Genomic DNA, 26,615 nt, shown 5'->3' with positions numbered 1-26,615 from the left:
ATTGGTAGAGTCGAGATCCCAGAGGTATTGATAGGTGGAATCAACTCCGGTTGATTAACACGATTTACACCAACCTGCGTTTTTACGCAGGTTTTTTTTGCCTGTAAGTTCAACCTGTAACAGCAACTGAGAATATTCACACCTGGTTGCACTTAGGCTCATTCCCTTGCGTTTTCTCGCTGGCGAAGCGTAGGGCGAGCAGCCACAATCAAGATCCCAGAGGTATTGATTGGTGAGAATTCTTAGTACGATTTCGTACTCATCTCTTGCACCAACCTGCGCGGATGCGCAGGTTTTTTTTTGCCTCTATTTTTGCTGTCGCTCCCTTACCACTTCTCGTGTAATCTGCCACCATTTAATAACCCTTCATACCGGCTGGCAAAGGGAGTTGAGATGCTATTTGGGTTCTTCCGTACTCTGTTTCGTGTTCTTTTTCGCATTCGCGTAACTGGTGATACCCAGGCGCTTCACGGCGAACGCGTTCTTATCACACCAAACCACGTTTCTTTTATTGACGGCATTTTGCTGGCGCTGTTTTTACCTGTGCGTCCGGTGTTTGCGGTTTACAGCTCCATTAGCCAAAAATGGTACATGCGCTGGCTGTCACCGCTGATTGATTTTGTGCCGCTCGACCCGACCAAACCGATGATGATTAAGCATCTGGTGCGCCTGGTTGAGCAGGGGCGTCCGGTGGTTATTTTCCCGGAAGGGCGTATCTCGGTAACGGGTTCGCTGATGAAAATTTATGACGGCGCAGGTTTTGTTGCGGCGAAGTCAAAAGCCACCGTTGTGCCGCTGCGCATTGAAGGGGCGGAGCTTACCCATTTCAGCCGCCTGAAAGGGCTGGTGAAGCAACGCCTGTTCCCGAAAATCACCCTGCATATTCTGCCGCCGACATCACTGCCGATGCCAGAGGCTCCGCGGGCGCGCGATCGCCGTAAAATCGCCGGTGAAATGCTGCATCAGAAAATGATGGAAGCGCGCATGGCAATTCGTCCCCGTGAAACGCTGTATGAATCTTTGCTGGCGGCACAGTACCGTTATGGCGCGAAGAAAAACTGCATTGAGGACATTAACTTCACGCCGGATACGTACCGTAAGCTGCTGACCAAGACCTTGTTTGTGGGGCGTATTCTTGAGAAATACAGCAAACAGGGCGAAAAGATTGGCCTGATGCTGCCTAACGCGGGGATCAGCGCAGCGGTGATCTTCGGGGCCGTTTCTCGTGGCCGTATTCCCGCGATGATGAACTACACCGCGGGCGTGAAAGGGCTGACCAGCGCCATCACCGCGGCGCAAATCAATACTATCTTTACTTCCCGTCAGTTTCTCGACAAGGGCAAGCTGTGGCATCTGCCGGAGCAACTTACTCAGGTTCGCTGGGTCTTCCTCGAAGATCTGAAAGCGGACGTGACGACGAGTGATAAGCTGTGGATATTTGCTCACCTGCTTGTGCCGCGCCTGGCGCAGGTTAAACAGCGGCCGGAAGATGACGCGATTATCCTCTTTACTTCGGGTTCCGAAGGAAATCCGAAAGGCGTTGTGCACAGTCATAAAAGCATTCTGGCGAACGTCGAGCAGATCAAAACCATCGCTGATTTTACGGCAAACGACCGCTTTATGTCGGCGCTGCCGCTGTTTCACTCCTTTGGCCTGACCGTCGGCCTCTTTACGCCGCTGCTGACCGGGGCTGAAGTGTTCCTCTATCCAAGCCCGCTGCACTACCGCGTTGTGCCGGAGCTGGTGTATGACCGTAACTGCACCGTGCTGTTCGGTACCTCAACGTTTCTCGGCAATTACGCCCGCTTTGCCAATCCGTATGATTTCTTCCGCGTGCGTTATGTGGTTGCGGGTGCGGAAAAACTGCAGGACAGCACGCGCCAGATCTGGCAGGACAAGTTTGGCCTGCGCATTCTGGAAGGCTATGGCGTGACAGAGTGCGCGCCAGTGGTCTCTATCAACGTGCCGATGGCGGCGAAACCGGGTACGGTTGGGCGGATACTGCCGGGGATGGATGCACGTCTGCTGGCGGTACCGGGGATTGAAGAGGGGGGGCGTCTGCAGCTGAAAGGGCCGAATGTGATGAATGGCTACCTGCGCGTGGAAAACCCAGGCGTGCTTGAAGCGCCGACGGCGGAAAACGTCAACGGCGAGGTTGAGACAGGCTGGTACGACACAGGCGATATCGTTCGCTTCGATGAGCAGGGTTTTGTGCAGATTCAGGGACGTGCAAAACGCTTTGCTAAAATTGCGGGTGAAATGGTCTCTCTCGAAATGGTGGAACTGCTGGCGACGGCGGTATCAGCCGACAAGATGCATGCAACGGTGGTGAAGAACGATGCCAGCAAAGGTGAAGCGCTGGTGCTCTTTACCACCGACAGCGAGCTTAAGCGTGAGCAGCTGCTTAAGTATGCCCGCGAACACGGCATTCCTGAACTGGCGGTGCCGCGTGATATTCGCTACCTCAAACAGCTTCCGGTGTTGGGGAGTGGTAAACCCGATTTCGTGACCCTGAAAGGTATGGTCGAAGAGGCGGAACAGCACAATGCGTGAGTCAGTACACACTAACACCTCACTCTGGTCGAAGGGCATGATGGCGGTGATCGCCGCGCAGTTTCTCTCTGCGTTCGGCGACAACGCCCTGCTGTTTGCCACTCTGGCACTGCTGAAAGCTGAATTTTATCCCGACTGGAGCCAACCGATCCTCCAGATGGTGTTTGTGGGTGCTTACATTATCTTTGCGCCGTTCGTGGGGCAGGTGGCGGACAGTTTCCCGAAAGGCCGGGTAATGATGTTTGCCAACGGCCTTAAGCTGTTGGGGGCGGCGAGTATCTGTTTGGGTATCAACCCGTTTATCGGCTATACGCTGGTGGGGATAGGCGCGGCGGCCTACTCTCCGGCGAAGTATGGCATCCTGGGCGAACTGACGACCGGTGACAAGCTGGTGAAAGCCAATGGCCTGATGGAGTCCTCCACCATTGCGGCGATCCTGGTGGGGTCCGTGGCGGGGGGGGTGCTGGCGGACTGGCATGTGCTCGCCGCGCTTGGCGTATGTGCGGCGGTGTATGGCGGCGCGGTTATCGCAAACCTGTTTATCCCGACGTTGCCGGTGGCGCGTCCGGGGCAATCCTGGCGTTTTACCCCGATGACGGGCAGTTTCTTTAACGCCTGCCGCGTACTGTGGCGTAACGGTGAAACGCGATTCTCGCTGATGGGCACCAGCATGTTCTGGGGCGCGGGCGTGACGCTCCGCTTCCTGCTGGTGCTGTGGGTGCCAGTCGCGCTGGGTATTGCTGACAACGCCACGCCAACTTATCTGAACGCGATGGTCGCTGTCGGGATTGTCGTCGGTGCCGGGGCAGCGGCAAAACTGGTAACGCTTGAGACCGTCGCACGCTGTATGCCTGCGGGGATTTTAATCGGCGTCGGCGTGTTGTTCTTCTCGCTCCAGCATGCGTTGCTGCCAGCGTATGTGCTTCTGATCCTGATTGGTATTCTGGGTGGTTTCTTTGTCGTGCCACTGAATGCGCTACTGCAGGAACGTGGCAAGCAGACCGTCGGGGCGGGTAATGCTATTGCAGTGCAAAACCTTGGTGAAAACATGGCGATGCTGTTAATGCTGGGGCTTTATTCGCTGGCAGTAAAAGCGGGTGCGCCAGTGGTGGGGATTGGCGTCGGGTTTGGCGCGCTGTTCGCGCTGGCGATTGCCGGGTTGTGGATCTGGCAGCGTCGTCGTTGATATCAGTGCCCGGTGGCGGCGTTGCCTTACCGGGCCTACAAAATCCGCCAACATCACGAAACGTAGGCCGGGTCAGGCGAATCCGCCACCCGGCAAAAGCGTCCACTTACGGTGCCGGATAGGTATAAAACTGATGCACCGCTTCAATCTCCGCTAATACCTCTTCACTCAGGTTCAGATGGAAACTTTCAATGTTGGTTTTCAACTGTTCCATTGTCGTCGCGCCCAGCAGGGTGCTGGCGACAAACGGTTGACGACGCACGAAGGCCAGCGCCATCTGGGCGGGATCAAGGCCGTGACGTTTCGCGATATCAACATAGGCCGCAACGGCTTTCTGCGTCTGCTCGCCGCTGTAACGGGTAAAACGGCTGAAAAGGGTATTACGCGCTCCGGCAGGCTTCGCACCGTTCAGGTATTTGCCGGTCAGCGTACCAAAGCCCAGACATGAGTAGGCGAGCAACTCCACCTCTTCATACTGCGTGACTTCTGCCAGGCCCACTTCGTAACTGCGGTTCAGCAGGCTATAGGGATTCTGGATGGTAACGATGCGTGGCAAATCATGTTTATCCGCCAGGTGCAGGTAACGCATTACACCAAACGCCGTTTCGTTTGAGACACCAATGTAGCGGATCTTGCCCGCGCGCTGGCATTCAGTCAGGGCTTCCAGCGTTTCAAGCAGCGTAACGGCCGGTGCGCTCTCGTTCCAGCTGTAGCCGAGCTTACCAAAGCAGTTAGTGGGACGTTGCGGCCAGTGCACCTGGTAAAGGTCGAGATAGTCGGTTTGCAGCCGCTTAAGGCTGGCATCCAGCGCGGCGTGGATATTCTTGCGATCGAGGATCTGGTTCGGACGTATCCCGGCATCGTTATTGCGGGAGGGTCCGCTGACTTTGGAGGCAACAATCAGCTTTTCGCGATTGCCGCGTTTTGCCAGCCAGTTACCGACGTAGGTTTCGGTTAGCCCTTGCGTTTCCGGGCGTGGTGGCACAGGGTACATCTCTGCAACATCAATCAGGTTAATCCCCTGGCTGACGGCATAGTCGAGTTGTGCATGGGCATCGGCTTCGCTGTTTTGTTCACCAAATGTCATCGTGCCCAACCCCAGTTGGCTTATCTCCAGAGCGCTGTGGGGGATACGGTGATAATGCATAGCCGGCTTCCTTCATTAAAAGACAGACCGCGTCAGGAACTTCCCGACAAAGGAATATAAACATGGCAGAGGGGAAGCAAAAGGGGAAGAAAAAATTCAAGGAGGCCAGCAAGCCACTGACCTTAATCCGTTTATCGCTCGATGATCTGGGATACTTCGTCGCGATTGATCTGCATCTTATTACCTTCCTGATCGCGGTAGCTCACCAGGCCGGTGTCGTCGTCGACTTCAGGTTTGCCATCGGTCAAAATCATACGTCCGTCTTTTGTTGCCATAACGTAATCACTGCTACAACCCGATACCGCAAACGCTAAACCTACCGCCGAGATTATCACTGCCCATTTTTTCATCGTTATCATCCTCACTGGCTCGTATCAAATCATAGTGTAGTAATAACCCGATATTACGACAGGTAAAAGTAGTAAAATCTTAAAAACAACGTAAATATGATTGATAGCGCTCAATTTCCGTTAAAAAACTACGTTTTTAGTAAAAAATGGCGTGCCAGCAGTGCGCCGGTGAAATTTTTTTTAAGGTAGAAGCCGCGTGGCAACGTCAGGATCGGTTCGCCGCGCGCCCCGACGGCTTCTGTTAACGCCTTGCTGTTGGCGGCTTTCGGACGCAGCTGTAACACTTCGCCGTGACGGGCGGTGATGCGCTCCACCTGCCCCAGCACAATCATATCCATCAGCTCTTCCCAGTCCTGGCAAAGCTGCCTCTCTTCCTCTTCATCAGGGCTCCAGAGCAAAGGCGCGCCGACGCGACGCTCTGCCAGCGGGATTTGTCTGTCACCTTCAACGGGCACCCATAGCACCCGTTTCAGCTTATGGCGAACATGGCTGGTTTCCCAGGTCACACCGCTATTGCCCGTTAACGGCGCAACGCAGACAAAGGTGGTTTCCAGCGGCCTGCCCTGGCTGTCTACCGGGATCGTTTTCAGTTCAACGCCCAGTGCAGCGAAATCTTGTTCCGGCTTACTGCCTGCGCTCGCTCCCAGCCAAAGCTCCAGCAGCATACCGATCCAGCCTTTATCGCGCTTGAGATCCTCTGGAATGGGTAAACCTGCCATCGAAGCCAGTTCCCCCAGCGAAAAACCGGCCAGACGCTGTGCCTGGTGCAATAGTTGAGCCTCACTGGCAGGGGGAGAAAGGAGCGGCGCAAGCGAAAGCATGAAGTTAACCCTTTGATTAAAAAATGAACTGATAATTTACCCTCTGTGGACAGAGTTTAACTTTTTCTGCGTAAATATCACATCTCTATGATTTATATGTTTTTTTATCTTTTCTGGGAAAAGGGTCTGTGCGCAAAAAGCAGGTTGTTCAAATCTGGTCACTGACAATAAACAGGATCTTACACCATGTTATCCACAGAAAAGTGGGATAACTGGGAATAACCCTCACTACTGTTTCAATTTACAGCCTTGACGTGCGACGAAAATCGAATTTTCACACAGATTGTGCCTAACTTATTGGCACAATCTGTGGATAAAACCGACACTGTTCGATCTTTCATCAGCACGAGGATCGCTGATGTGACGATCATCACGTTATTCACCATTTGCACAATCAAAACGTCATTAACTGGATGAAAATAATAAAATTATTTTTTGATGTCACAGTGGTGATATTGCATGGTTTTCAGGTTGTTCATCGGTAATTCCGTACTTCTTCACAACTATATCCACAGAAAAGGTGAATAAAATTGCCTTTGCGGTGCCTCATCTGTTTATAACTCGCCCTTTATTTGTGAGTTATTCAAATGTTATTAGGTTACAGGCCCGTAAGAGAGTGGTTTACCGCCTCCCTGTAGTGTGAAACAATCATTCATATATAAGGTTTAGTTTGGGGTAGTCCGGTGATTGATGACGATGGCTACCGCCCGAACGTCGGGATAGTAATTTGTAATCGTCAGGGCCAGGTGATGTGGGCCCGACGATATGGTCAGCACTCCTGGCAGTTCCCGCAAGGCGGGATCAATCCAGGGGAGTCCCCAGAACAAGCGATGTACCGGGAGCTGTTTGAAGAGGTCGGTTTAAGCCGAAAAGATGTTCGCATCCTGGCTTCGACCCGCAACTGGTTGCGTTACAAGTTACCGAAACGTTTGGTGCGTTGGGACACAAAGCCGGTTTGTATCGGCCAGAAACAAAAATGGTTTCTGCTGCAGTTGGTGGGCAACGATTCAGATATCAATATGCAAACCAGCAGTACGCCGGAGTTTGATGGCTGGCGCTGGGTAAGCTACTGGTATCCTGTTCGTCAGGTCGTGTCATTTAAGCGCGATGTTTACCGTAGGGTGATGAAAGAGTTTGCAAGTGTTGTTATGCAGCTTCAGGAGGCCCCTCCTAAGCCGCAGAGCGCACCTGCCTGGCGACGTAAAAGAGGTTAAGCTACGCAAATCATGCTCACCCGCTTGCGAGAAATAGTCGAGAAGGTCGCCAGTGCGCCTCGCCTGAACGAGGCGCTGAACATTCTGGTGACCGACATCTGTCTTGCGATGGAAACCGAAGTTTGTTCGGTATATCTGGCCGACCACGATCGGCGCTGCTATTACCTGATGGCGACCCGTGGTTTGAAAAAACCACGGGGGCGTACCGTTACGCTCGCGTTTGATGAAGGCATTGTGGGCCTGGTCGGGCGCTTGGCGGAACCCATCAACCTCGCTGATGCGCAAAAACACCCCAGCTTTAAATATATCCCTTCCGTAAAAGAAGAGCGCTTCCGTGCTTTCCTGGGCGTGCCCATAATTCAGCGTCGCCAGCTACTTGGCGTGCTTGTTGTTCAGCAACGTGAACTACGTCAGTACGACGAAAGCGAAGAGTCCTTCCTCGTGACGCTGGCAACCCAGATGGCGGCGATCCTATCCCAGTCTCAGCTGGCTGCGCTCTTTGGCCAGTATCGCCATACGCGTATTCGTGCACTTCCGGCCTCGCCGGGCGTGGCGATTGCTGAAGGCTGGATGGACGCCACGCTGCCGTTGATGGAGCAGGTTTACGAGGCTTCCACGCTTGATGCAGCACTTGAGCGTGAACGCCTGACCGCCGCGCTGGAAGAGGCGGCGAACGAGTTTCGCCGTTACAGCAAACGCTTTGCGGCAGGTGCGCAAAAAGAGACGGCGGCCATTTTTGACCTTTACTCGCACCTGCTTTCCGACGCACGCCTGCGTCGGGAACTGTTTGCTGAGGTGGATAAAGGCTCGGTCGCGGAATGGGCCGTTAAAAAAGTCATCGAGAAATTTGCTGAGCAGTTTGCGGCGCTGACCGACGGCTATCTGAAAGAGCGTGCGGGCGATCTCCGCACCCTGGGGCAGCGGTTGCTGTTCCATCTCGACGATACCATTCAGGGGGCAAATGCCTGGCCTAAACGGTTTGTGCTGGTTGCCGATGAGCTTTCTGCTACAACGCTTGCTGAACTGCCTCAGGACAGGCTTGCGGGCGTGGTGGTGCGAGACGGTGCCGCTAACTCCCATGCGGCCATTATGGTACGCGCACTCGGTATCCCGACCGTTATGGGCGCGGATATTCAGCCTTCGGTTCTGCACCGGCGTACTCTGGTCGTGGACGGGTATCGCGGTGAGCTTCTGGTCGATCCTGAGCCGGTACTGCTGCAGGAATACCAGCGCCTTATCAGCGAAGAGAATGAATTAAGCAAGCTGGCGGAAGATGACGTTAACCTGCCCGCACAGCTGAAAAGCGGCGAGCGGATCAAGGTGATGCTCAATGCCGGTTTAAGCCCCGAACACGAAGAGAAGCTCGGCAGTCGAATCGACGGCATCGGTCTTTACCGCACCGAAATTCCGTTCATGCTGCAAAGCGGCTTCCCGTCTGAAGAGGAGCAGGTCGCGCAGTATCAGGGTATGTTGCAGATGTTTAACGACAAACCTGTCACCCTGCGTACACTGGACGTCGGGGCGGATAAACAACTGCCGTACATGCCGATCAGCGAAGAGAACCCGTGTCTCGGCTGGCGGGGGATACGCATTACGCTCGATCAGCCTGAGATCTTCCTGATCCAGGTGCGCGCTATGCTGCGCGCCAATGCGGCGACCGGCAACCTCAGCATTTTACTGCCGATGGTCACCAGCATTGACGAGATCGACGAAGCACGACGCCTGATCGAGCGTGCGGGTCGCGAAGTCGAGGAGATGATCGGCTATGCGATCCCAAAACCACGTATCGGCGTGATGCTCGAAGTGCCGTCAATGGTCTTTATGCTGCCGCAACTGGCAAACCGCGTCGATTTTATCTCTGTTGGTACCAACGATTTGACGCAATATATTCTGGCTGTCGATCGTAATAACACGCGTGTAGCCAGTATTTACGACAGCCTGCATCCGGCCATGCTCCGCGCACTGGCGATGATCGCCCGTGAAGCTGAACAGCACGGCCTTGATTTGCGTCTGTGTGGTGAAATGGCCGGGGATTCAATGTGTGTTGCTATTCTGATTGGCCTGGGGTTCCGTCACCTGTCAATGAACGGTCGTTCTGTTGCTCGTGTGAAATACCTGTTACGTCATATTGAAATTGAAGACGCTCAGGAACTGGCTGCACGCAGCCTGGACGCACAGCTGGCAACCGAAGTGCGGCATCAGGTCGCTGCGTTTATGGAGCGGCGCGGTATGGGTGGCCTGATCCGCGGTGGCCGCTAGTTATTCTGCTCCCGATTCTATACACATCTTTTACATCTCAGGCGCATCCCCTGCGCCTGCCTTATGCTATGATTCGCAACTTTGGAGCACCTGCCAACGGCGGGAACGCAATTCTACCGCTGTCCACTTTCAGCGGAATAACAACATCTTGTGGTGACAGATGAACAGTGGTTATCTGCATTTTCCGGAATTCGATCCGGTTATTTTCTCAGTTGGACCTGTAGCGCTTCACTGGTACGGGTTAATGTACCTGGTGGGCTTCGTTTTTGCCATGTGGCTTGCAGGCCGTCGCGCCAGCCGTCCCGGCAGTGGCTGGACGAAGAACGAAGTGGAAAACCTGCTGTATGCGGGCTTCCTCGGCGTGTTCCTGGGCGGCCGTATCGGTTACGTGCTGTTCTACAACTTCCCGGTATTCCTGAGCGATCCACTCTATCTGTTCCGCGTCTGGGACGGCGGTATGTCCTTCCACGGCGGGCTGATTGGCGTGATCCTGGTGATGGTGATCTTTGCCAAACGCACCAAACGTAACTTCTTCCAGGTGGCTGATTTTATTGCACCGCTGATCCCGTTCGGGCTGGGCGCGGGTCGACTGGGCAACTTCATTAACGGTGAGTTGTGGGGACGTGTCGATCCGAGCGTTTCCTTTACCATGCTATTCCCTGGCTCTCGTGCAGAAGATATCGCGCTGCTGCCGTCACACCCGGAATGGCAATCCCTTTTCGACACTTACGGCGTTCTGCCGCGTCACATGTCTCAGCTTTATGAGCTGGCGCTGGAAGGCGTGGTACTGTTTATCATCCTGAATCTGTTTATCCGTAAACCGCGCCCGATGGGGGCTGTTTCTGGCCTGTTCCTGATCGGCTACGGCGCGTTCCGTATCATCGTCGAGTTCTTCCGCCAGCCGGATGCACAGTTTACCGGCGAGTGGGTGCAGTACATCAGTATGGGGCAGATCCTCTCCATTCCGATGATTGTCGCGGGTGCCATTATGATGATTTGGGCGTATCGTCGTCGTCCACAGCAACAACTTTCCTGAGGAATCATGAAACAGTATCTTGAATTGATGAAAAAAGTGCTCGATGAGGGCACGCCGAAAAACGACCGCACCGGCACCGGGACGCTCTCCATTTTTGGCCACCAGATGCGCTTCAATCTGCAAGAAGGCTTTCCTCTGGTGACGACAAAGCGCTGCCATCTGCGCTCGATCATTCATGAACTGCTCTGGTTCCTGCAAGGCGATACCAACGTTGCGTATCTGCATGAAAACAACGTCTCTATCTGGGACGAATGGGCAGATGAAAACGGCAACCTCGGCCCGGTATATGGCAAACAGTGGCGCGCATGGCCAACGCCAGACGGTCGTCATATTGATCAGATCACCACTGTGCTTAACCAGCTGAAAAACGACCCGGACTCGCGCCGGATTATCGTTTCCGCCTGGAACGTGGGTGAGCTGGACAAAATGGCGCTGGCACCGTGCCATGCGTTTTTCCAGTTCTACGTGGCGGACGGAAAGCTCTCTTGCCAGCTGTATCAGCGCTCCTGCGATGTGTTCCTCGGCCTGCCGTTTAACATTGCGAGCTACGCACTGCTGGTGCATATGATGGCGCAGCAGTGTGATCTTGACGTGGGTGATTTTGTCTGGACTGGCGGTGATACCCACCTTTACAGCAACCATATGGAACAGACTCATCTTCAGTTGACCCGTGAACCGCGTGCATTACCGAAACTGGTGATTAAACGTAAACCGGAATCCATCTTCGATTACCGCTTTGAAGATTTCGAGATTGAAGGTTACGACCCGCATCCGGGCATCAAAGCGCCTGTCGCGATCTGATACGGCACATCCTGTCACAACCGGTGCTCTTTAGCGCCGGTTTTTTTTCGCCCTCGTTCTGTTTTTCGAGCCTCTATCCAGGGATTATGCAACGTCATGCAACAGGCGATTTTCTCTGGATAGCGGCTCGTAAAGTCCAGTTTTAACGCTCGCTGCTTTTCCCGCACTTCGCCACACTCCTGCCATGAACAAAAAGAACGGTTTTACGCTTATCGAAACGCTTGTCGCCATTGCGCTGGTCGTGATCCTCAGTGCCACAGGGCTATATGGCTGGGACAGCTGGCAACGACAACAGAGGTTGTGGCAAACCGCTATGCAGGTGCGTGATTACCTGGTGTTTTTGCGTAACGACGCGAACCGGTATAACCGGGATCACCTAATCACGCTACAACAAGATGGGCAGCAGAGTTGCCTGTCGAGCACGCCAGCCATGGCCTGTGAAAACAGGAGCCCCTTCGTCCTCAGGATGCTCTGGCCGGAGGTCACACTGAGCGAGATAACGCCTTCACTGGGCTTCTACGGCTTAAGGGATACGGCATGGGCTGGAAGGATCGGCCTGCAAAGTCGGGCGGGGAAGTGGTTCGTTATTGTCTCCAGCGGCGGCCGTATCAGGGTGTGCAATAGCACAGGAGAAAATTCATGTCGTTGAACCAGCGAGGTTTTTCACTCACTGAGGTGCTTATCGCTATGGCGATAAGCAGTATTTTGTTGTTAAGCACATCGCGGTTTTTACCGGGTTTACAGCAGGCTGTTTTGCTGCAATCCGGCCAACAGGAGCTTGAAGAGGAGGTCTGGCAGAGCCTGTTTGCAATCGGTAAGCAGCTCCAGCGAGCGGGATACTGCGCAGGCGATTGCCAGGGGCAGGGGCTGGTCATTGGCAGGAAAGGAGAGTGCGTGATAGTGCAGTGGGATGCTAACAGTAACGGCTACTGGGACGTCTCTGCGTCCGAAAACGACAGCACGGGATTTCGCCTGGAGTCCGGGGCGCTGGAGGCGCTGCGGGGAGCGACATCCTGCGAAGGCAAAGGGTGGGAAAAACTCACCGACCCGGACAGGCTTGTGATCCAGCAGTTTGTGGTACGTAAAACCGAGCACACAGGTTTCGCGCCAGAGTTGAATATTAAGATAGCAGCCCTTCGCAAAGGACAATTAACCGCACCCTTTTGGGCTGACTACTCGGTCAGGGGATTTAATCTGTGAACCGTCAGAAAGGAATGTCGTCGCTGGCGTTAGTCTTGCTTTTGTTGGTGCTCGGCACGTTGATCCTCACCGGCCTTAACCAGCAGCTTGAAACCTTCAGTACGCTGGTGGGCGGTGAAAGCCTTTCCATTCGACAGCAAGCCGCCATCCAGTCCGCGCTGGAGTGGGGACGCGTTCAACACTGGTCGCTACAGCCAGCGGTTCAGTGCAAAAAGACGACTGCGTGGCGAGTCTGTTTGCGGTTGCTGAATGAGTCGCGCGTTTTGCTGATAGCCGGGGGGCACGATCAATTATTGTGGCGCGCAGGAGAAGTTAGCGACGGCCATATACGCTTCTCAGCCCATGGCTGGAGCGATTTCTGCCCGCTTAAGGAAAATTCACTATGCCAGTTGCCCTGAACAGACAAAAAGGATTTAGCATGGTTGAAGTGCTGCTGGCGATGATGCTTCTTGTTGTGGTTGTGACGGCATTATCCGGCTATCACCGCGCACTGGCCTCCCGGTTTGCACTGCTGAATCAGTATCGCCAGCTTTGGCACCATGCCTGGAATTTGTCTCAGCTCTCAACAATTGCGCAACCAGCAGGCTGGCGAGTCAGTCGGGGGCAGACAACGCAGTCCGGATGTGTCAGCATCACGGTTACCATTATTTCTCCTCTGGGGCGGCGCGGCGAGATGTCACAGCTGCATTGCCCGGTTAGCCAGTAGTCGGGAGTGTCTATGTTAAGGGTCTACCACTCAAATCGTCTGGATGTGCTGGAAGCGCTGATGGAATTTATCGTTGAGCAAGAACGGCTTGACGATCCTTTTGAGCCGGAAATGGTGCTAGTACAGAGCACCGGTATGGCGCAGTGGCTGCAAATGTCCCTTTCGCAGAAGTTTGGGATTGCAGCGAACATCGACTTCCCGCTCCCGGCGAGTTTTATCTGGGAGATGTTTGTGCGGGTATTGCCGGATATTCCTGAGCAGAGCGCCTTTAATAAACAGAGCATGAGCTGGAAGCTGATGGCGCTGCTACCGGACATGCTGGCGCACGATGACTTCGCCATGTTACGTCACTACCTCCATGACGATACCGATAAGCGCAAACTGTTCCAGCTGGCATCGCGCACTGCCGATCTCTACGACCAGTATCTGGTTTATCGCCCAGAATGGCTGACACGCTGGGAAGCTGGCGAGCGGGTTGAAGGATTACCGGAGGCGCAAACCTGGCAGGCCCCACTGTGGAAAGCGCTGGTCGAACATACGGAGGAACTTGGTCAGCCGAAGTGGCACCGTGCCAATCTCTATCAACGCTTTATCTCGATGCTGGAAAATGCCGCCGAACGTCCCGCCCGGCTGCCGTCCAGAGTGTTTATCTGCGGGATTTCGGCGTTACCGCCGGTCTATCTCAATGCACTAAAAGCGTTGGGTAAACATATAGATATCCATATTCTGTTCACCAATCCATGTCGGCACTATTGGGGCGATATTCAGGATGCTCGCTGGCTTTCACGGCTGGTAACCCGGCAGAGGCGACGTCTTTTTGAAGAACGCACCGTACCTCTGTTTAAAGACAGCGCAACGGCCGCGCAGCTTTTTGATGAGGATGGCATTCAGGATCTGCCAAATCCACTGCTCGCCTCCTGGGGCAAACTTGGGCGCGACTATATTCATATGCTCTCTGATATCACATCATCAGGGGAAGGTGATGTGGATGCGTTTGCAGATATTACGCCGGACAGCCTGCTGCATAATATTCAGCTGGATATTCTGAATCTTGAAAACTGCGCTATTGCCGGGATCACTGCCGACGAGTTTGCCCGCAGCGATAAGAAGCGAAAACTGGCACCTGACGACCGCAGCATCACTGTCCACGTTTGCCATAGCCCGCAGCGGGAAGTGGAGATCCTCCATGATCGATTGCTGGCAATGCTTCAGGACGATCCAACCCTGACGCCGCGCGATATTGTGGTGATGGTGGCGGATATCGACAGCTACAGCCCGTTTATTCAGGCCGTTTTTGGGAGCGCAATGGGCGAGCGGTATCTGCCGTACGCTATTTCTGACCGTCGGGCGCGTCAGTCTCACCCGGCGCTGCAGGCATTTCTCAGCCTGCTTTCGTTGCCCGACAGCCGGTTTATCTCTGAGGATGTACTGGCATTGCTGGATGTGCCTGTCCTTGCCGCACGTTTCGATATCAACGAAGAGGGACTGCGCTACCTTCGTCAGTGGGTTAATGAATCCGGCGTGCGCTGGGGCATTGATGACGATAACGTTCAGGAGTTTGAACTTCCGGCGACGGGCCAGCACACATGGCAGTTTGGCCTGACACGTATGCTGCTGGGCTACGCGATGGAAAGTAACCAGGGCGAGTGGAATGAGGTGCTGCCTTATGATGAATCCAGCGGGCTAATTGCTGAACTGGTCGGCCATTTAGCCTCACTGCTGATGCAGCTTAACCGCTGGAGACGCCAACTGATGCAGCCACGTCCGCTTGAAGAGTGGTTGCCGGTTTGTCGCGAAATGCTCAACGATTTCTTCCTGCCGGACAGCGAAACGGAAGCGGCAATGGCGCTTATTGAAAAACAGTGGCAGGCCATTGTCGAAGAGGGCGTCAGTTCGCACTACGCAGAGGCGGTTCCGCTTTCGCTGCTGCGTGATGAGCTGACGCAAAGGCTCGATCAGGAGCGTATCAGTCAGCGTTTCCTTGCTGGTCCAATTAATATCTGCACCCTGATGCCGATGCGTTCGATCCCGTTCAAAGTGGTTTGCCTGCTCGGTATGAACGACGGTGTCTATCCACGGGCGCTACCGCCGCTGGGCTTTGACCTGATGAGTGCTCAGCCAAAGCGGGGGGATCGTAGCCGTCGTGATGATGACCGCTACCTCTTCCTGGAGGCGCTCATTTCAGCGCAAAGTCAGCTGTACATTAGCTATATCGGGCGATCGATTCAGGATAACAGCGAGCGTTTCCCTTCTGTGCTGGTGCAGGAACTGGTGGACTATATCGGGCAGAGCCACTATCTGCCTGGCGATGAAGCGCGAAACTGTGATGAAAGCGAACAGCGAGTTAAGGCACATATTACCTGTTGTCATAGTCGTATGCCGTTTGACCCTGTTAACTTCATTGCGAATGAGCACCAAAGTTACGCCCACGAATGGCTCCCCGCCGCGAAGAAAGAGGGAACGGCGCATTCCGACTTCATTCAGGAGCTTGACGCTCGCCCTCTTCCATCTCTGACCTTCGAGCAGCTTCAGCGCTTCTGGGCGCATCCGGTGAGAGCATTCTTCCAGCAACGATTACAGGTTAACTTCCGCGCGGAAGAGAGCGAAATTCCTGATGCCGAACCGTTTATTCTTGATGGGCTGGAACGCTATAAACTTAATCTCCAGCTTCTGAATGCACTGGTTGAACAGGAAGACGCCGACAAACTCTTTCGCCGCTACCGTGCTGCGGGCCAGTTACCTTATGGTGCATTTGGGGAAATTGTGTGGGATGCCCAGTGTCAGGAGATGAAGGCGCTTGCCGATCGCGTTATAGCGTGCCGACACCCTGGGGAAAGCATCGAAATCGATCTTAACTGCAACGGTGTCCATCTGACAGGCTGGCTGACCCAGGTTCAGCCTGATGGGTTGCTGCGCTGGCGTCCATCGATGCTCAGTGTTTCACAAGGCTTGCAACTCTGGCTCGAACATCTTGTCTACAGTGCTTGCGGTAATGAAGGTGAAAGCCGGTTGTTTGTGCGTAAAGACGGTGAATGGCGCTTCCCGCCAGTGGCTACCGATCAGGCGTTGGCGTATTTGTCGCTGTACATTGAAGGCTACCGGCAGGGCATGAATAAACCGCTGTTGTTGCTGCCAGAAAGTGGTGGCGCGTGGATAAAAGCCTGTTACGACGCGCAGAATGATGCCATGTTAACGGATGACGCCTCGCTGCAAAAAGCCCGCACTAAGTTTATGCAGGCTTACGAAGGAAACATGATGGTGCGCGGTGAGGGCGAAGATGTCTGGTATCAACGTTTATGGCGAACGCTCGAACCAGAATACTTCGACGCTATTACGGAAGAGGCGCAACGCTACCTGTTACCGTTGTTCAAATTTAATCAGTCCTGAGTGCTGTATAAAAATTGCACAGATTTGGGCGTTCATTTATGATGCATCCCTTATCACGGACTGATGTACCAAAAGAAAGAGATGCTGGCACGTCCAGCACGCACTTTGTTAATGATGTAGCCGTGATAAAGAGGTCGTAATGCCAGGCAGCACCTTGTTCAAAGCGTTTGTTTTGTTTATCGCCCTTTGGGCTCCCGTCACTCAGGCAAATTCCGGTTGGCAACCTGTTCAGGAAACTATCCGTAAGAGCGAAAAAGATACCCGCCAGTATCAGGCTATTCGCCTTGATAACGGAATGACCGTGCTGCTGGTTTCCGATCCGCAAGCGGTGAAATCTCTCTCTGCGCTGGTTGTGCCGGTGGGGTCGCTGGAAGATCCTGACGCCCATCCAGGGCTGGCGCACTATCTTGAACACATGACGCTGATGGGGTCGAAAAAGTATCCGCAGCCGGATAGCCTGTCTGAATTCCTGAAAATGCACGGCGGCAGCCACAACGCCAGCACCGCGCCGTATCGCACAGCGTTTTACCTCGAAGTGGAAAATGATGCGTTGCAAGGGGCGGTAGACCGTCTGGCGGATGCTATTGCCGCGCCGCTTCTGGATAAAAAATACGCCGATCGCGAGCGTAATGCCGTGAATGCCGAATTGACCATGGCGCGTACCCGAGACGGTATGCGCATGGCGCAGGTCAGTGCTGAAACCATCAACCCCGCGCATCCTGGTTCGCGTTTCTCCGGGGGAAATTTCGAGACGCTGAGCGACAAGCCGAACAGCCCGGTGCTGGATGCCCTGCATGCGTTTCGTGATAAATACTACTCCGCCAACCTGATGAAAGCGGTCATCTACAGCAATAAACCATTGCCAGAACTGGCAGATATGGCTGCGCAGACATTTGGCCGGGTGCCGAATAAAAATATCGGCCTGCCGAAAATTAACGTCCCGGTGGTGACTGACGCACAAAAAGGGATCGTGATCCACTACGTGCCGGCACTGCCGCGCAAAGTGTTACGCGTCGAGTTTCGTATTGATAACAACACGGCGCAGTTCCGCAGTAAAACGGACGAGCTGGTGACCTATCTGATTGGCAACCGTAGCCCAGGCACGCTCTCTGACTGGCTGCAAAAGCAGGGGCTGGTGGAAGGTATTCGTGCTGATTCCGATCCTGTTGTGAACGGTAACAGCGGTGTGCTGGCGATTTCTGCGACCCTGACTGATAAAGGTCTCGCGAACCGTGACGACGTGGTTGCCGCTATTTTCAGCTACCTTTCTCTGCTACGCGAAAAAGGCATCGATAAACGCTATTTTGACGAACTGGCGCATGTGCTGGATCTCGATTTCCGTTACCCGTCAATTACGCGCGATATGGATTACGTTGAATGGCTGGCGGATACTATGATCCGCGTGCCGGTGGCGCACACGCTGGACGCCGTCAATATTGCTGACCAGTATGATGCGGAGGCAGTAAAAGCCCGTCTGGCGATGATGACGCCGCAAAACGCCCGTATCTGGTACATCAGCCCGAACGAGCCGCATAACAAAACTGCCTATTTTGTCGATGCACCTTACCAGGTCGATAAAATCAGCGAACAAACCTTTGCAGGCTGGCAGAAAAAGGCCGGAGAGATTGCGCTGCAGATGCCGGAACTGAACCCGTACATCCCGGATGATTTCTCACTGATTAAAACCACGAAGGATTACCCGCACCCGGCGCTGATTGTTGATGAGCCAACGCTGCGCGTGGTTTACACCCCAGGCCGTTATTTTACAAGCGAGCCAAAAGCCGATGTCAGCGTGGTTTTGCGTAATCCAAAAGCGATGGACAGCGCTAAAAATCAGGTGATGTTTGCGCTTAATGATTATCTGGCCGGTATTGCGCTGGATCAGCTCAGTAACCAGGCGGCAGTGGGCGGGATTAGCTTCTCGACCAATGCCAATAATGGTCTGATGGTGAATGCAAACGGCTATACCCAGCGTTTGCCACAGCTGTTCCAGGCGCTGCTGGAAGGCTATTTCAGCTATACCCCAACGGACGAGCAGCTTGAGCAGGCCAAATCCTGGTACGCGCAGATGATGGATTCTGCGGAGAAAGGCAAAGCCTACGATCAGGCGATCATGCCTGCGCAGATGCTGTCGCAAATTCCGTACTTCCAGCGTGAAGATCGCCGCGCACTGCTGCCATCCATCTCACTGGAAGATGTACTGGCTTACCGCGAAAAGCTCAAAACCAATACTCGTCCGGAATTCCTTATTGTCGGAAATATGAGCGAGGATCAGGCTAAAACCCTGGCACAAAATGTGCGAACGCAACTGGGCTCAAAAGGTGACGAATGGTGCCGTAACCAGGATGTGCTGGTTGAGAAAAAGCAGAATGTGATTTTCGAAAAAGCGGGGAGCAGTACCGACTCCGCGCTGGCTGCCGTATTTGTCCCAACAGGTTATGACGAATTTTCCAGCTCCGCGCAGAGTGCGGTGCTCGGACAAATTATTCAGCCGTGGTTCTATAACCAGCTTCGTACTGAAGAGCAGCTTGGCTACGCGGTCTTTGCGTTTTCGATGAACGTGGGTCGTCAGTGGGGGCTCGGTTTCCTGTTGCAGAGCAGCGACAAGCAGCCAGCGTATCTCTGGCAGCGTTATCAGGCTTTCTTCCCGCAGGCGGAAGCAAAACTGCGAGCCATGAAGCCGGACGAGTTTGCCCAAATTCAGCAGGCGGTTATCGCCCAGATCATGCAGCCGCCGCAGACTCTGGGTGAAGAAGCCTCGCAACTGAGCAAAGATTTTGATCGCGGTAATATGAAGTTTGATTCGCGTGATAAAGTAGTGGCCGAGATAAAACAGCTGACGCCTCAGAAGGTGGCCGACTTCTTCCATCAGGCGGTGGTAAAACCGCAGGGAATGGCCATTTTGTCTCAGGTTTCCGGCAGCCAGAATGGGAAAGCAGAGTACGTTAACCCGAAAGGCTGGACCGTCTGGAAGAGCGTCAGCGCACTGCAGCAATCTATGCCCTGGAGTAAGAAAGAATGACCGATACCGCTGAGTCCCTTGATCCCTTACGTTTACCGCTACAAGGTGAACGATTGATTGAAGCCTCAGCGGGAACGGGAAAAACCTACACCATTGCCGCGCTCTATCTGCGCCTGCTGCTGGGGCTGGGTGGTAACGCGGCTTTTCCACGCCCGCTAAGCGTGGAGGAGCTGCTGGTGGTTACCTTCACGGAAGCTGCCACCGCCGAGCTACGCGGCCGTATCCGTGCCAATATCCATGAGCTGCGCATCGCCTGTCTGCGCCAGAGCACGGATAATCCTCTCTACGCAAGCCTTCTGGAAGAGATTGCCGATAAGCAACAGGCAGCCCGGTGGCTGTTGTTAGCAGAAAGGCAGATGGACGAGGCGTCAGTCTTCACCATTCATGGTTTTTGTCAGCGTATGCTGAGCCTGAATGCGTTTGAATCCGGCATGCTGTTTGAACAGCAGCTTATTGAAGATGAGTCTGAGCTTCGCTATCAGGCCTGCGCGGATTTCTGGCGTCGTCACTGTTATCCTTTGCAGCGTGATATCGCTGAAGCTGTACATGCGTTGTGGAAAGGGCCGGAAGAGCTTCTGCGCGCTATCGATCGCTATCTGCAGGGCGAAGCACCGGTAATAAAGTCCCCGCCGCCAGCCGATGAAACGCTGGCCTCTCGCCATGAAAAGATCGTCGCGCAAATCGCGACCATAAAGCAAAAATGGAATGAGTCAGTCAGCGAGATTGACGCGATCATAGAAAATTCCGGGATCGACAGACGCAAGTTTAACCGTGGCAACCAGGGGAAATGGATCGAAAAGATCAGTGCCTGGGCGCAGGAAGAGACGCGTGGTTATCAGCTCCCGGATGCGCTGGAAAAATTCTCCCAACGCTTTCTGATTGAGCGGACCAAAGCCGATGGCATCGTCCCGGAGCATCCCCTGTTTGTTGCCATTGAGACACTCCTTGCGGAGCCATTAACGCTCAATGACCTGATGATCACCCGAGCCATGGCGGAGATTCGTGAAGCCGTGGCGCGTGAAAAGCGTCGCCGGGGCGAGCTTGGGTTTGACGATATGCTAAGCCGCCTGGACGCCGCGCTGTGCAGTGAAAATGGTGAAGCCCTTGCTGCCGCCATTCGAACCCGTTTCCCGGTGGCGATGATTGACGAATTTCAGGATACCGACCCTCAGCAGTACCGCATTTTTCGCCGTATCTGGCGACAGCAGCCGGAGACCGCGCTGTTACTGATTGGTGACCCTAAGCAGGCCATTTACGCTTTCCGCGGCGCAGATATTTTCACCTACATGAAAGCCCGTAGCGAGGTTTCTGCGCACTATACCCTGGAGACTAACTGGCGCTCTTCCCCCGGTATGGTTGAAAGCGTTAATACGCTGTTCAGCCGGATGGATACGGCGTTCATGTTCAGGGAAATTCCTTTCCTGCCGGTGAAATCAGCACCGAAAAATTCTACCCTGCGCTTTGAATACAAGGGGGCGATGCAGCCAGCCATGAATTTCTGGTTGCTGGACGGCGAAGGCTGTGGCGTGGCGGATTATCAAAATGCGATGGCGCAGCATTGTGCTGCACAAATTCGTGACTGGTTAAGCGCAGGTGCTCGCGGTGAGGCGCGTTTGTGGAGAGGGGAGCATGCGAGTCCCGTTAAGGCGTCGGATATCACGGTGCTGGTACGCAGCCGTCAGGAGGCATCGCTGATCCGCGATGCACTGACGTTGCTGAATATTCCTTCAGTCTATCTCTCGAACCGTGACAGCGTATTCGAAACCCTGGAAGCTCAGGAGATGCTGTGGCTGCTCCAGGCCGTACTGTCGCCAGAGCGTGAAAATACGCTTCGCAGCGCACTGGCAAGTTCCATGCTGGGGTTGAACGCGCGCGATATTGATACTCTGAATAACGACGAAACCGCCTGGGATGCGGTGGTGGAAGAGTTTGTCCATTACCGGGAGCGCTGGCAAAAACGCGGTGTGATGGCGATGCTACGCGAATTGATGGCTCAGCGTCATATTGCGGAGAACCTGCTTGCGACATCTGGCGGTGAACGCCGCCTTACTGATATTTTGCATATCAGCGAGCTGTTGCAGGAAGCTGGCACCCAACTGGAGAGTGAACATGCTCTGGTACGCTGGCTGGCGCAGCAAATTGCTGACCCAAACAGCAACGCGTCCAGCCAACAAATGCGCCTGGAAAGCGATAAACATCTGGTGCAAATCGTCACCATCCATAAATCGAAAGGGCTGGAATATCCGCTGGTCTGGCTGCCGTTTATCGCTAATTACCGCGTTCAGGATCAGGCGTTTTATCACGATCGCGAATCTTTCGAAGCGGTCCTCGATCTTAGCAAGGCTGAAACCAGCGTTGAACTGGCGGAAGCAGAACGTCTGGCGGAGGATTTACGTCTGCTGTATGTAGCGCTGACCCGGTCTGTCTGGCACTGCAGCCTGGGCGTCGCACCGCTTTTCCGCCGCCGTGGTGAAAAGTCCGGCGAGACCGATTTTCATTTAAGCGCTCTGGGGCGGCTTATCCAGCTTGGTGAGCCAAAAGATGCCGCAGGGCTGCGACTGTGTCTTGAATCCCTGTGCTGTGAGCATATTGCGCTGCAAATCCCCACGTCACCCGATAACAGCCGCTGGCAGATGCCTGAACAGCGTGAACCGGAACTGCATACCCGTAAGATTGTGCGAACCCTTGTCGATGACTGGCGTGTCACCAGCTATTCAGGCTTACAGCAACACGGCCAGAGTATCGCGCAGGATCTGATGCCAAAACTGGACGTGGATGCCGCAGGCGTGGGGGAGGTTAATGTCGAGCCAACCTTAACGCCTCACCAGTTCCCTCGTGGCGCGTCACCGGGGACATTTTTGCATAGCCTGTTTGAGGAGCTGGATTTCACCCAGCCCGTATCGGCGGAGTGGGTGCTGAAGATGCTGCAAAGCGGAGGCTATGACGCGCAATGGCAATCGGTACTGACTGACTGGGTAAATACCATTTTGCAGGTGCCGCTCACGGAGCAGGGCCTCTCCCTCAGCCAGTTGACTGCCAGAGATAAACAGGTGGAGATGGAGTTTTACCTCCCTATCGCCAGCCCGCTCAAGGCGGATGCGCTGGATGCGCTGATACGCGAGTACGATCCGTTATCCGCTGGCTCTCCGCCACTGAACTTCCGTCAGGTTCAGGGGATGTTGAAAGGGTTTATCGACCTGGTGTTCCGCCATGAAGGGCGTTACTACCTGCTGGATTACAAATCGAACTGGCTTGGCGAAAACAGCGAAGCGTATACGCAGCAGGCGATGGCTTCGGCCATGCAAATGCATCGCTACGATCTGCAGTACCAGTTGTATACGCTGGCGCTCCATCGCTACCTGCGCCATCGCATTGCGGATTACCGTTACGACGACCACTTTGGCGGCGTTATCTACCTGTTCCTGCGCGGCGTGGACGCGACGGACGCGCGGTCGGGCATTTTTAATACGCGCCCGGACGCGGCATTGATTGAAAAGATGGATTACCTGTTTGCGGCAGGTACGGAGGAAGTCGCATGACGATGCAGGAATTATTGCTGGAAGCGGTAGAACAACGCTTGCTGCGTCAACTGGATGTGCAGTTCGCCATGATGGTCGCAGGTGAGCATCCCGCCGTCATGCTCGCGGCTGCCATCCTCAGTAAAGACGCGGGCGAGGGGCATGTCTGCCTGCCGCTTTCGCGCCTGGCGGTTGATGAGAAAACGCCTCCGGGGCTGCAATCCTGTTTTTCCTTGCTTGGTGAACGGGTGGACTGGCAGGACGTACTTTTGAATTCAGCTGCCGTGAGCGGCGGAGAGAGACAAACACCCATAATATTTATCGGCGATCGTTTATACCTTAATCGCCTGTGGCGCAACGAGCTGACTGTCGCTCGTTTCTTCTGCGAGTCAAATGCGCCTCTTCCCTGCGATGAAGCGCAACTCCGGCAAACGCTGGATGCCTTGTTTACTTCTGACGAGGCTACCGACTGGCAGAAGGTGGCGGCAGCCGTCGCCTTAACGCGGCGGATTTCGGTGATTTCCGGAGGGCCGGGAACCGGAAAAACAACCACCGTGGCGAAGCTGCTTGCTGCGCTGATCCAGCTTGCGGGTGAGCAAAAGTGTCGTATTCGCCTGGCTGCACCTACGGGCAAGGCTGCGGCGCGACTGACAGAATCGTTAGGTGGCGCACTGCAAAAATTGCCGCTCACTGAGGATCAGCTTGCACTGTTTCCTGACGAGGCCAGTACATTACACCGCTTGCTCGGTGCACAGCCGGGAAGCCAGCGGCTGCGCTACCATGCCGGAAACCCGCTGCATCTGGATGTGCTGGTGGTGGATGAAGCCTCTATGATTGACCTGACCATGATGTCACGGTTGATTGATGCCCTGCCTCCTCATGCGCGCGTTATTTTCCTGGGCGATCGCGATCAGCTCGCCTCCGTTGAAGCCGGAGCGGTACTGGGTGATATTTGCACCTATGCCAGCTTTGGCTATACGGCTTCGCGCGCTCAGGAACTGGCGCGTCTGACCGGCTGCACGCTTGAAGGGGATAGCTCCCCGCTGGCAAGCGCGCTGCGCGATAGCTTGTGTCTGCTGCAAAAAAGTTACCGCTTCGGGAGTGATTCCGGCATTGGTCAACTGGCGGCGGCGGTAAATCGGGGCGATCGGCATACCACGCGCGCTGTCTTTGACGGTACGTTTACGGATATCGAGAAAAAATCCCTGCAGAGTGGGGAAGAGTATCAGGCCATGCTTGAGGATGCCCGGCAGGGCTACCAGCATTTCCTGGCCTGCGTACAGCAGAAAAGCACGCCAGAAGAGGTCATCGCCGCGTTTACTGAATTCCAGTTGCTGTGCGCCTTGAGAGAAGGGCCATTCGGCGTAACGGGGCTTAACGAGAGGCTGGAACAACTGCTGGCGCAGAAGCGCAAAATTACCCGCTTGCCGCACTCGCGCTGGTATGAGGGGCGGCCAGTGATGATCTCCCGTAATGATAGTGCGCTGGGCCTGTTTAACGGTGATATCGGCATTGCGCTCGACCGCGGACAAGGGCTGCGCGTCTGGTTCCAGATGCCGGACGGTAGCGTGAAGTCGGTGCAGCCCAGCCGCCTGCCTGAACATGAAACCGCGTGGGCGATGACGGTTCATAAATCGCAGGGGTCTGAGTTCAACCATGCGGCGCTGATCCTGCCAACGCAGCTGTCGCCGGTGGTTACACGCGAATTGATTTACACCGCCATTACCCGCGCGCGTCAGCGTTTGTCTCTTTATGCCGATGACCGCGTGCTGGTACAGGCGATAGCCACCCGCACAGAACGCCGGAGCGGTTTAAGCGCGATATTCGAGTCTGTGTAATCAAAGCCCTCGCCGGACGGAGAGGGCGTTATATTACCCCAGGTCGGCCATCAGTACCTTTGACCGGCGCTGGTAGTTGTACATCTCTTTCTTACTTTCCGGCAGGGAATCAATATCTACCGGCGTAAAGCCGCGCTCCTGGAACCAGTGAATGCTGCGTGTCGTCAGGACAAACAGCTTACTGAGTCCAATCTGGCGCGCCTGGGCCGCCACCCGCTCCAGCAACATTTCGCCCCGCGATGAGCTGCGATAGTCCGGATGCACCGCCACGCAGGCCATTTCGCCGATCTTCTCTTCCGGGAACGGGTAGAGCGCAGCGCAGGCAATGGTCAGGTTATCGCGCTGGATAATGGTAAATTTGTCGATCTCCATCTCCAGTTGTTCGCGGGAGCGACGAACCAGAATCCCCTGTTGCTCCAGCGGGCGGATCAGCTCCAGGATACCGCCGATATCATTGATGGTAGCGCGACGGATCTGCTCGGCACTCTCCATCACGATCTGCGTCCCGATACCATCACGGGAGAACAGTTCTTGCAGCAGGGCTCCATCTTCCTGATAGCTAATCAGGTGGCTACGCCGCACACCGCTACGGCAGGCTTTTACTGCGCCACGCAAAAAACGCACGGTGCCGGAGTGATAATCCCCCTCGGCTTCCAGCGCTTCCACGCGGGCCTGGGCTTCGTTAGGGAAAAGCTCCGGCACAATCACCCCTTCATCGTTTACGACGCCCTGCGAGGAGCAAAACCCAATCATTTTTTCCGCCTTCAGTTTGATGGCCAACTGGGTGGCGATCTCTTCAGACGTCAGGTTAAAACTTTCACCCGTCACGGAGACCGCCACGGGCCCCATCAGCACGATGGCACCGCTGTCCAGCTGGCGATGAATGGCGTCTTCATCGATGCGGCGAATGCGACCGCTGTGGCAATAATCCACACCGTCGTCCACGCCAAGAGGCTGAGCGATGATGAAGTTGCCGCTCACCACGTTGATATGCGCGCCCTGCAGCGGCGTATTGTTCAGGCTCATCGAGAGGCGCGCAGTGATATCCAGCTGCAGCAGCCCCGCAGCCTGCTTAACCAGTTCCAGCGTTTTGGCATCGGTTACGCGGGTGTGCTTGTGGTAAATCGGCTCATGGTGGTGTGCCGCCAGGTTGGCGTCAATCTGCGGACGTGCGCCATACACCACAACCAGCCGGATACCGAGGCTGTGCAACAGGCCAATATCATTGACGATGCTGGAAAAGTTTTCATGCTCAATGGCTTCGCCGCCAAGCATGATGACAAACGTTTTTCCCCGATGGGCGTTGATATAGGGAACAGAATGGCGGAATCCCTGGACCAGTTCGGTTCTACGTTCCTTCACCATGGCACAACCCTTAATGAATGTTTATTCGTAATTTATGTATTTTTATTCGATTGTGGCCGTGCGCGCAAGCCTAAATTTTCTGCGACCCACAGAAATGAATAAGTAATCCGTGCGTTAGCATAGGAATGTTTACCCTTTTATAGATGACAGTTTATGCGTCATTCGTTAAAGTTTTCGGTCAATTTGGACGTTTTGTTTATTAATGAGATTTC

18 protein-coding genes and 1 pseudogene are annotated in these 26,615 nt (G+C 54.6%); 14 read left to right on the top strand and 5 right to left on the bottom strand.

Annotated features, from left to right (window positions below):
• Positions 1–393 precede the first annotated feature (393 nt).
• On the top strand, positions 394–2,553 hold the full coding sequence (gene aas, locus EoCCA6_RS07215) for a bifunctional acyl-ACP--phospholipid O-acyltransferase/long-chain-fatty-acid--ACP ligase (RefSeq protein ID WP_152082097.1): 2,160 nt from the start codon (positions 394–396) through the stop codon (positions 2,551–2,553).
• A complete protein-coding gene (gene lplT, locus EoCCA6_RS07210) occupies positions 2,546–3,739 on the top strand; it encodes a lysophospholipid transporter LplT (RefSeq protein ID WP_152082096.1) in 1,194 nt (397 codons plus the stop codon). Before aas ends, lplT begins: the two co-directional genes overlap by 8 nt.
• 106 nt (positions 3,740–3,845) lie before the next feature.
• On the opposite strand, the gene EoCCA6_RS07205 is transcribed toward lplT, so the two are convergent.
• From EoCCA6_RS07205 to EoCCA6_RS21655, 4 genes and pseudogenes are all read right to left on the bottom strand, one after another.
• On the bottom strand, positions 3,846–4,886 hold the full coding sequence (locus EoCCA6_RS07205) for an NADP(H)-dependent aldo-keto reductase (protein WP_152082095.1): 1,041 nt from the start codon (positions 4,884–4,886) through the stop codon (positions 3,846–3,848).
• A gap of 131 nt (positions 4,887–5,017) precedes the next feature.
• Complete coding sequence (locus EoCCA6_RS07200) at positions 5,018–5,236, bottom strand: YgdI/YgdR family lipoprotein (protein WP_152082094.1); 219 nt, start codon at positions 5,234–5,236, stop codon at positions 5,018–5,020.
• A 128-nt stretch (positions 5,237–5,364) separates the two neighbouring features.
• Entirely contained in the window at positions 5,365–6,057 is a 693-nt protein-coding gene (gene mutH, locus EoCCA6_RS07195) for a DNA mismatch repair endonuclease MutH (protein WP_152082093.1), read from the bottom strand.
• Positions 6,058–6,211: 154 nt separating this feature from the next.
• Positions 6,212–6,286 (bottom strand): annotated as a pseudogene (locus tag EoCCA6_RS21655) (hypothetical protein); the annotation flags it as partial.
• A 454-nt stretch (positions 6,287–6,740) separates the two neighbouring features.
• On the opposite strand from EoCCA6_RS21655, the gene rppH reads away from it, so the two are divergent.
• The 12 genes from rppH to recD all read left to right on the top strand — a co-directional run bounded on the left by rppH (position 6,741) and on the right by recD (position 25,038).
• A complete protein-coding gene (gene rppH, locus EoCCA6_RS07190) occupies positions 6,741–7,271 on the top strand; it encodes an RNA pyrophosphohydrolase (protein ID WP_125914896.1) in 531 nt (176 codons plus the stop codon).
• Between the two features lie 12 nt (positions 7,272–7,283).
• On the top strand, positions 7,284–9,530 hold the full coding sequence (ptsP, locus tag EoCCA6_RS07185) for a phosphoenolpyruvate--protein phosphotransferase (protein ID WP_152082092.1): 2,247 nt from the start codon (positions 7,284–7,286) through the stop codon (positions 9,528–9,530).
• 160 nt (positions 9,531–9,690) lie between these two features.
• A complete protein-coding gene (gene lgt, locus EoCCA6_RS07180; protein WP_152082091.1) occupies positions 9,691–10,566 on the top strand; it encodes a prolipoprotein diacylglyceryl transferase in 876 nt (291 codons plus the stop codon).
• A 6-nt stretch (positions 10,567–10,572) separates the two neighbouring features.
• Positions 10,573–11,367, top strand: a complete 795-nt coding sequence (thyA, locus tag EoCCA6_RS07175) for a thymidylate synthase (protein ID WP_152082090.1) — start codon at positions 10,573–10,575, stop codon at positions 11,365–11,367.
• Positions 11,368–11,551: 184 nt separating this feature from the next.
• On the top strand, positions 11,552–12,016 hold the full coding sequence (locus EoCCA6_RS07170) for a prepilin peptidase-dependent protein (protein ID WP_152082089.1): 465 nt from the start codon (positions 11,552–11,554) through the stop codon (positions 12,014–12,016).
• Complete coding sequence (locus tag EoCCA6_RS07165) at positions 12,007–12,567, top strand: prepilin peptidase-dependent protein (RefSeq protein ID WP_152082088.1); 561 nt, start codon at positions 12,007–12,009, stop codon at positions 12,565–12,567. Before EoCCA6_RS07170 ends, EoCCA6_RS07165 begins: the two co-directional genes overlap by 10 nt.
• Positions 12,564–12,965, top strand: a complete 402-nt coding sequence (locus tag EoCCA6_RS07160; RefSeq protein ID WP_152082087.1) for a DUF2509 family protein — start codon at positions 12,564–12,566, stop codon at positions 12,963–12,965. The genes EoCCA6_RS07165 and EoCCA6_RS07160 overlap by 4 nt, the downstream gene beginning before the upstream one ends.
• Positions 12,950–13,273, top strand: coding sequence for a prepilin-type N-terminal cleavage/methylation domain-containing protein (locus EoCCA6_RS07155; RefSeq protein WP_152082086.1), 324 nt, complete (start codon positions 12,950–12,952; stop codon positions 13,271–13,273). The genes EoCCA6_RS07160 and EoCCA6_RS07155 overlap by 16 nt, the downstream gene beginning before the upstream one ends.
• A 12-nt stretch (positions 13,274–13,285) precedes the next feature.
• Positions 13,286–16,660 (top strand): exodeoxyribonuclease V subunit gamma, encoded by a 3,375-nt coding sequence (gene recC / locus EoCCA6_RS07150; protein WP_152082085.1) that lies wholly within the window; start codon positions 13,286–13,288, stop codon positions 16,658–16,660.
• A gap of 139 nt (positions 16,661–16,799) precedes the next feature.
• On the top strand, positions 16,800–19,682 hold the full coding sequence (gene ptrA, locus EoCCA6_RS07145) for a pitrilysin (protein ID WP_152082084.1): 2,883 nt from the start codon (positions 16,800–16,802) through the stop codon (positions 19,680–19,682).
• A complete protein-coding gene (gene recB, locus EoCCA6_RS07140) occupies positions 19,679–23,221 on the top strand; it encodes an exodeoxyribonuclease V subunit beta (RefSeq protein ID WP_152082083.1) in 3,543 nt (1,180 codons plus the stop codon). Before ptrA ends, recB begins: the two co-directional genes overlap by 4 nt.
• Positions 23,218–25,038, top strand: a complete 1,821-nt coding sequence (recD, locus tag EoCCA6_RS07135; RefSeq protein WP_152082082.1) for an exodeoxyribonuclease V subunit alpha — start codon at positions 23,218–23,220, stop codon at positions 25,036–25,038. Before recB ends, recD begins: the two co-directional genes overlap by 4 nt.
• Positions 25,039–25,071: 33 nt before the next feature.
• On the opposite strand, the gene argA is transcribed toward recD, so the two are convergent.
• Positions 25,072–26,403 carry an amino-acid N-acetyltransferase gene (gene argA, locus EoCCA6_RS07130; RefSeq protein WP_152082081.1) on the bottom strand — a complete coding sequence of 444 codons (1,332 nt, stop codon included), beginning with the start codon at positions 26,401–26,403 and terminating at the stop codon, positions 25,072–25,074.
• Positions 26,404–26,615 lie beyond the last annotated feature (212 nt).

The sequence above is a fragment of the Enterobacter oligotrophicus genome (assembly GCF_009176645.1).
Taxonomy (GTDB): Bacteria; Pseudomonadota; Gammaproteobacteria; order Enterobacterales; family Enterobacteriaceae; genus Enterobacter; species Enterobacter oligotrophicus.
This window is presented reverse-complemented; position numbering and strand designations above follow the sequence as displayed.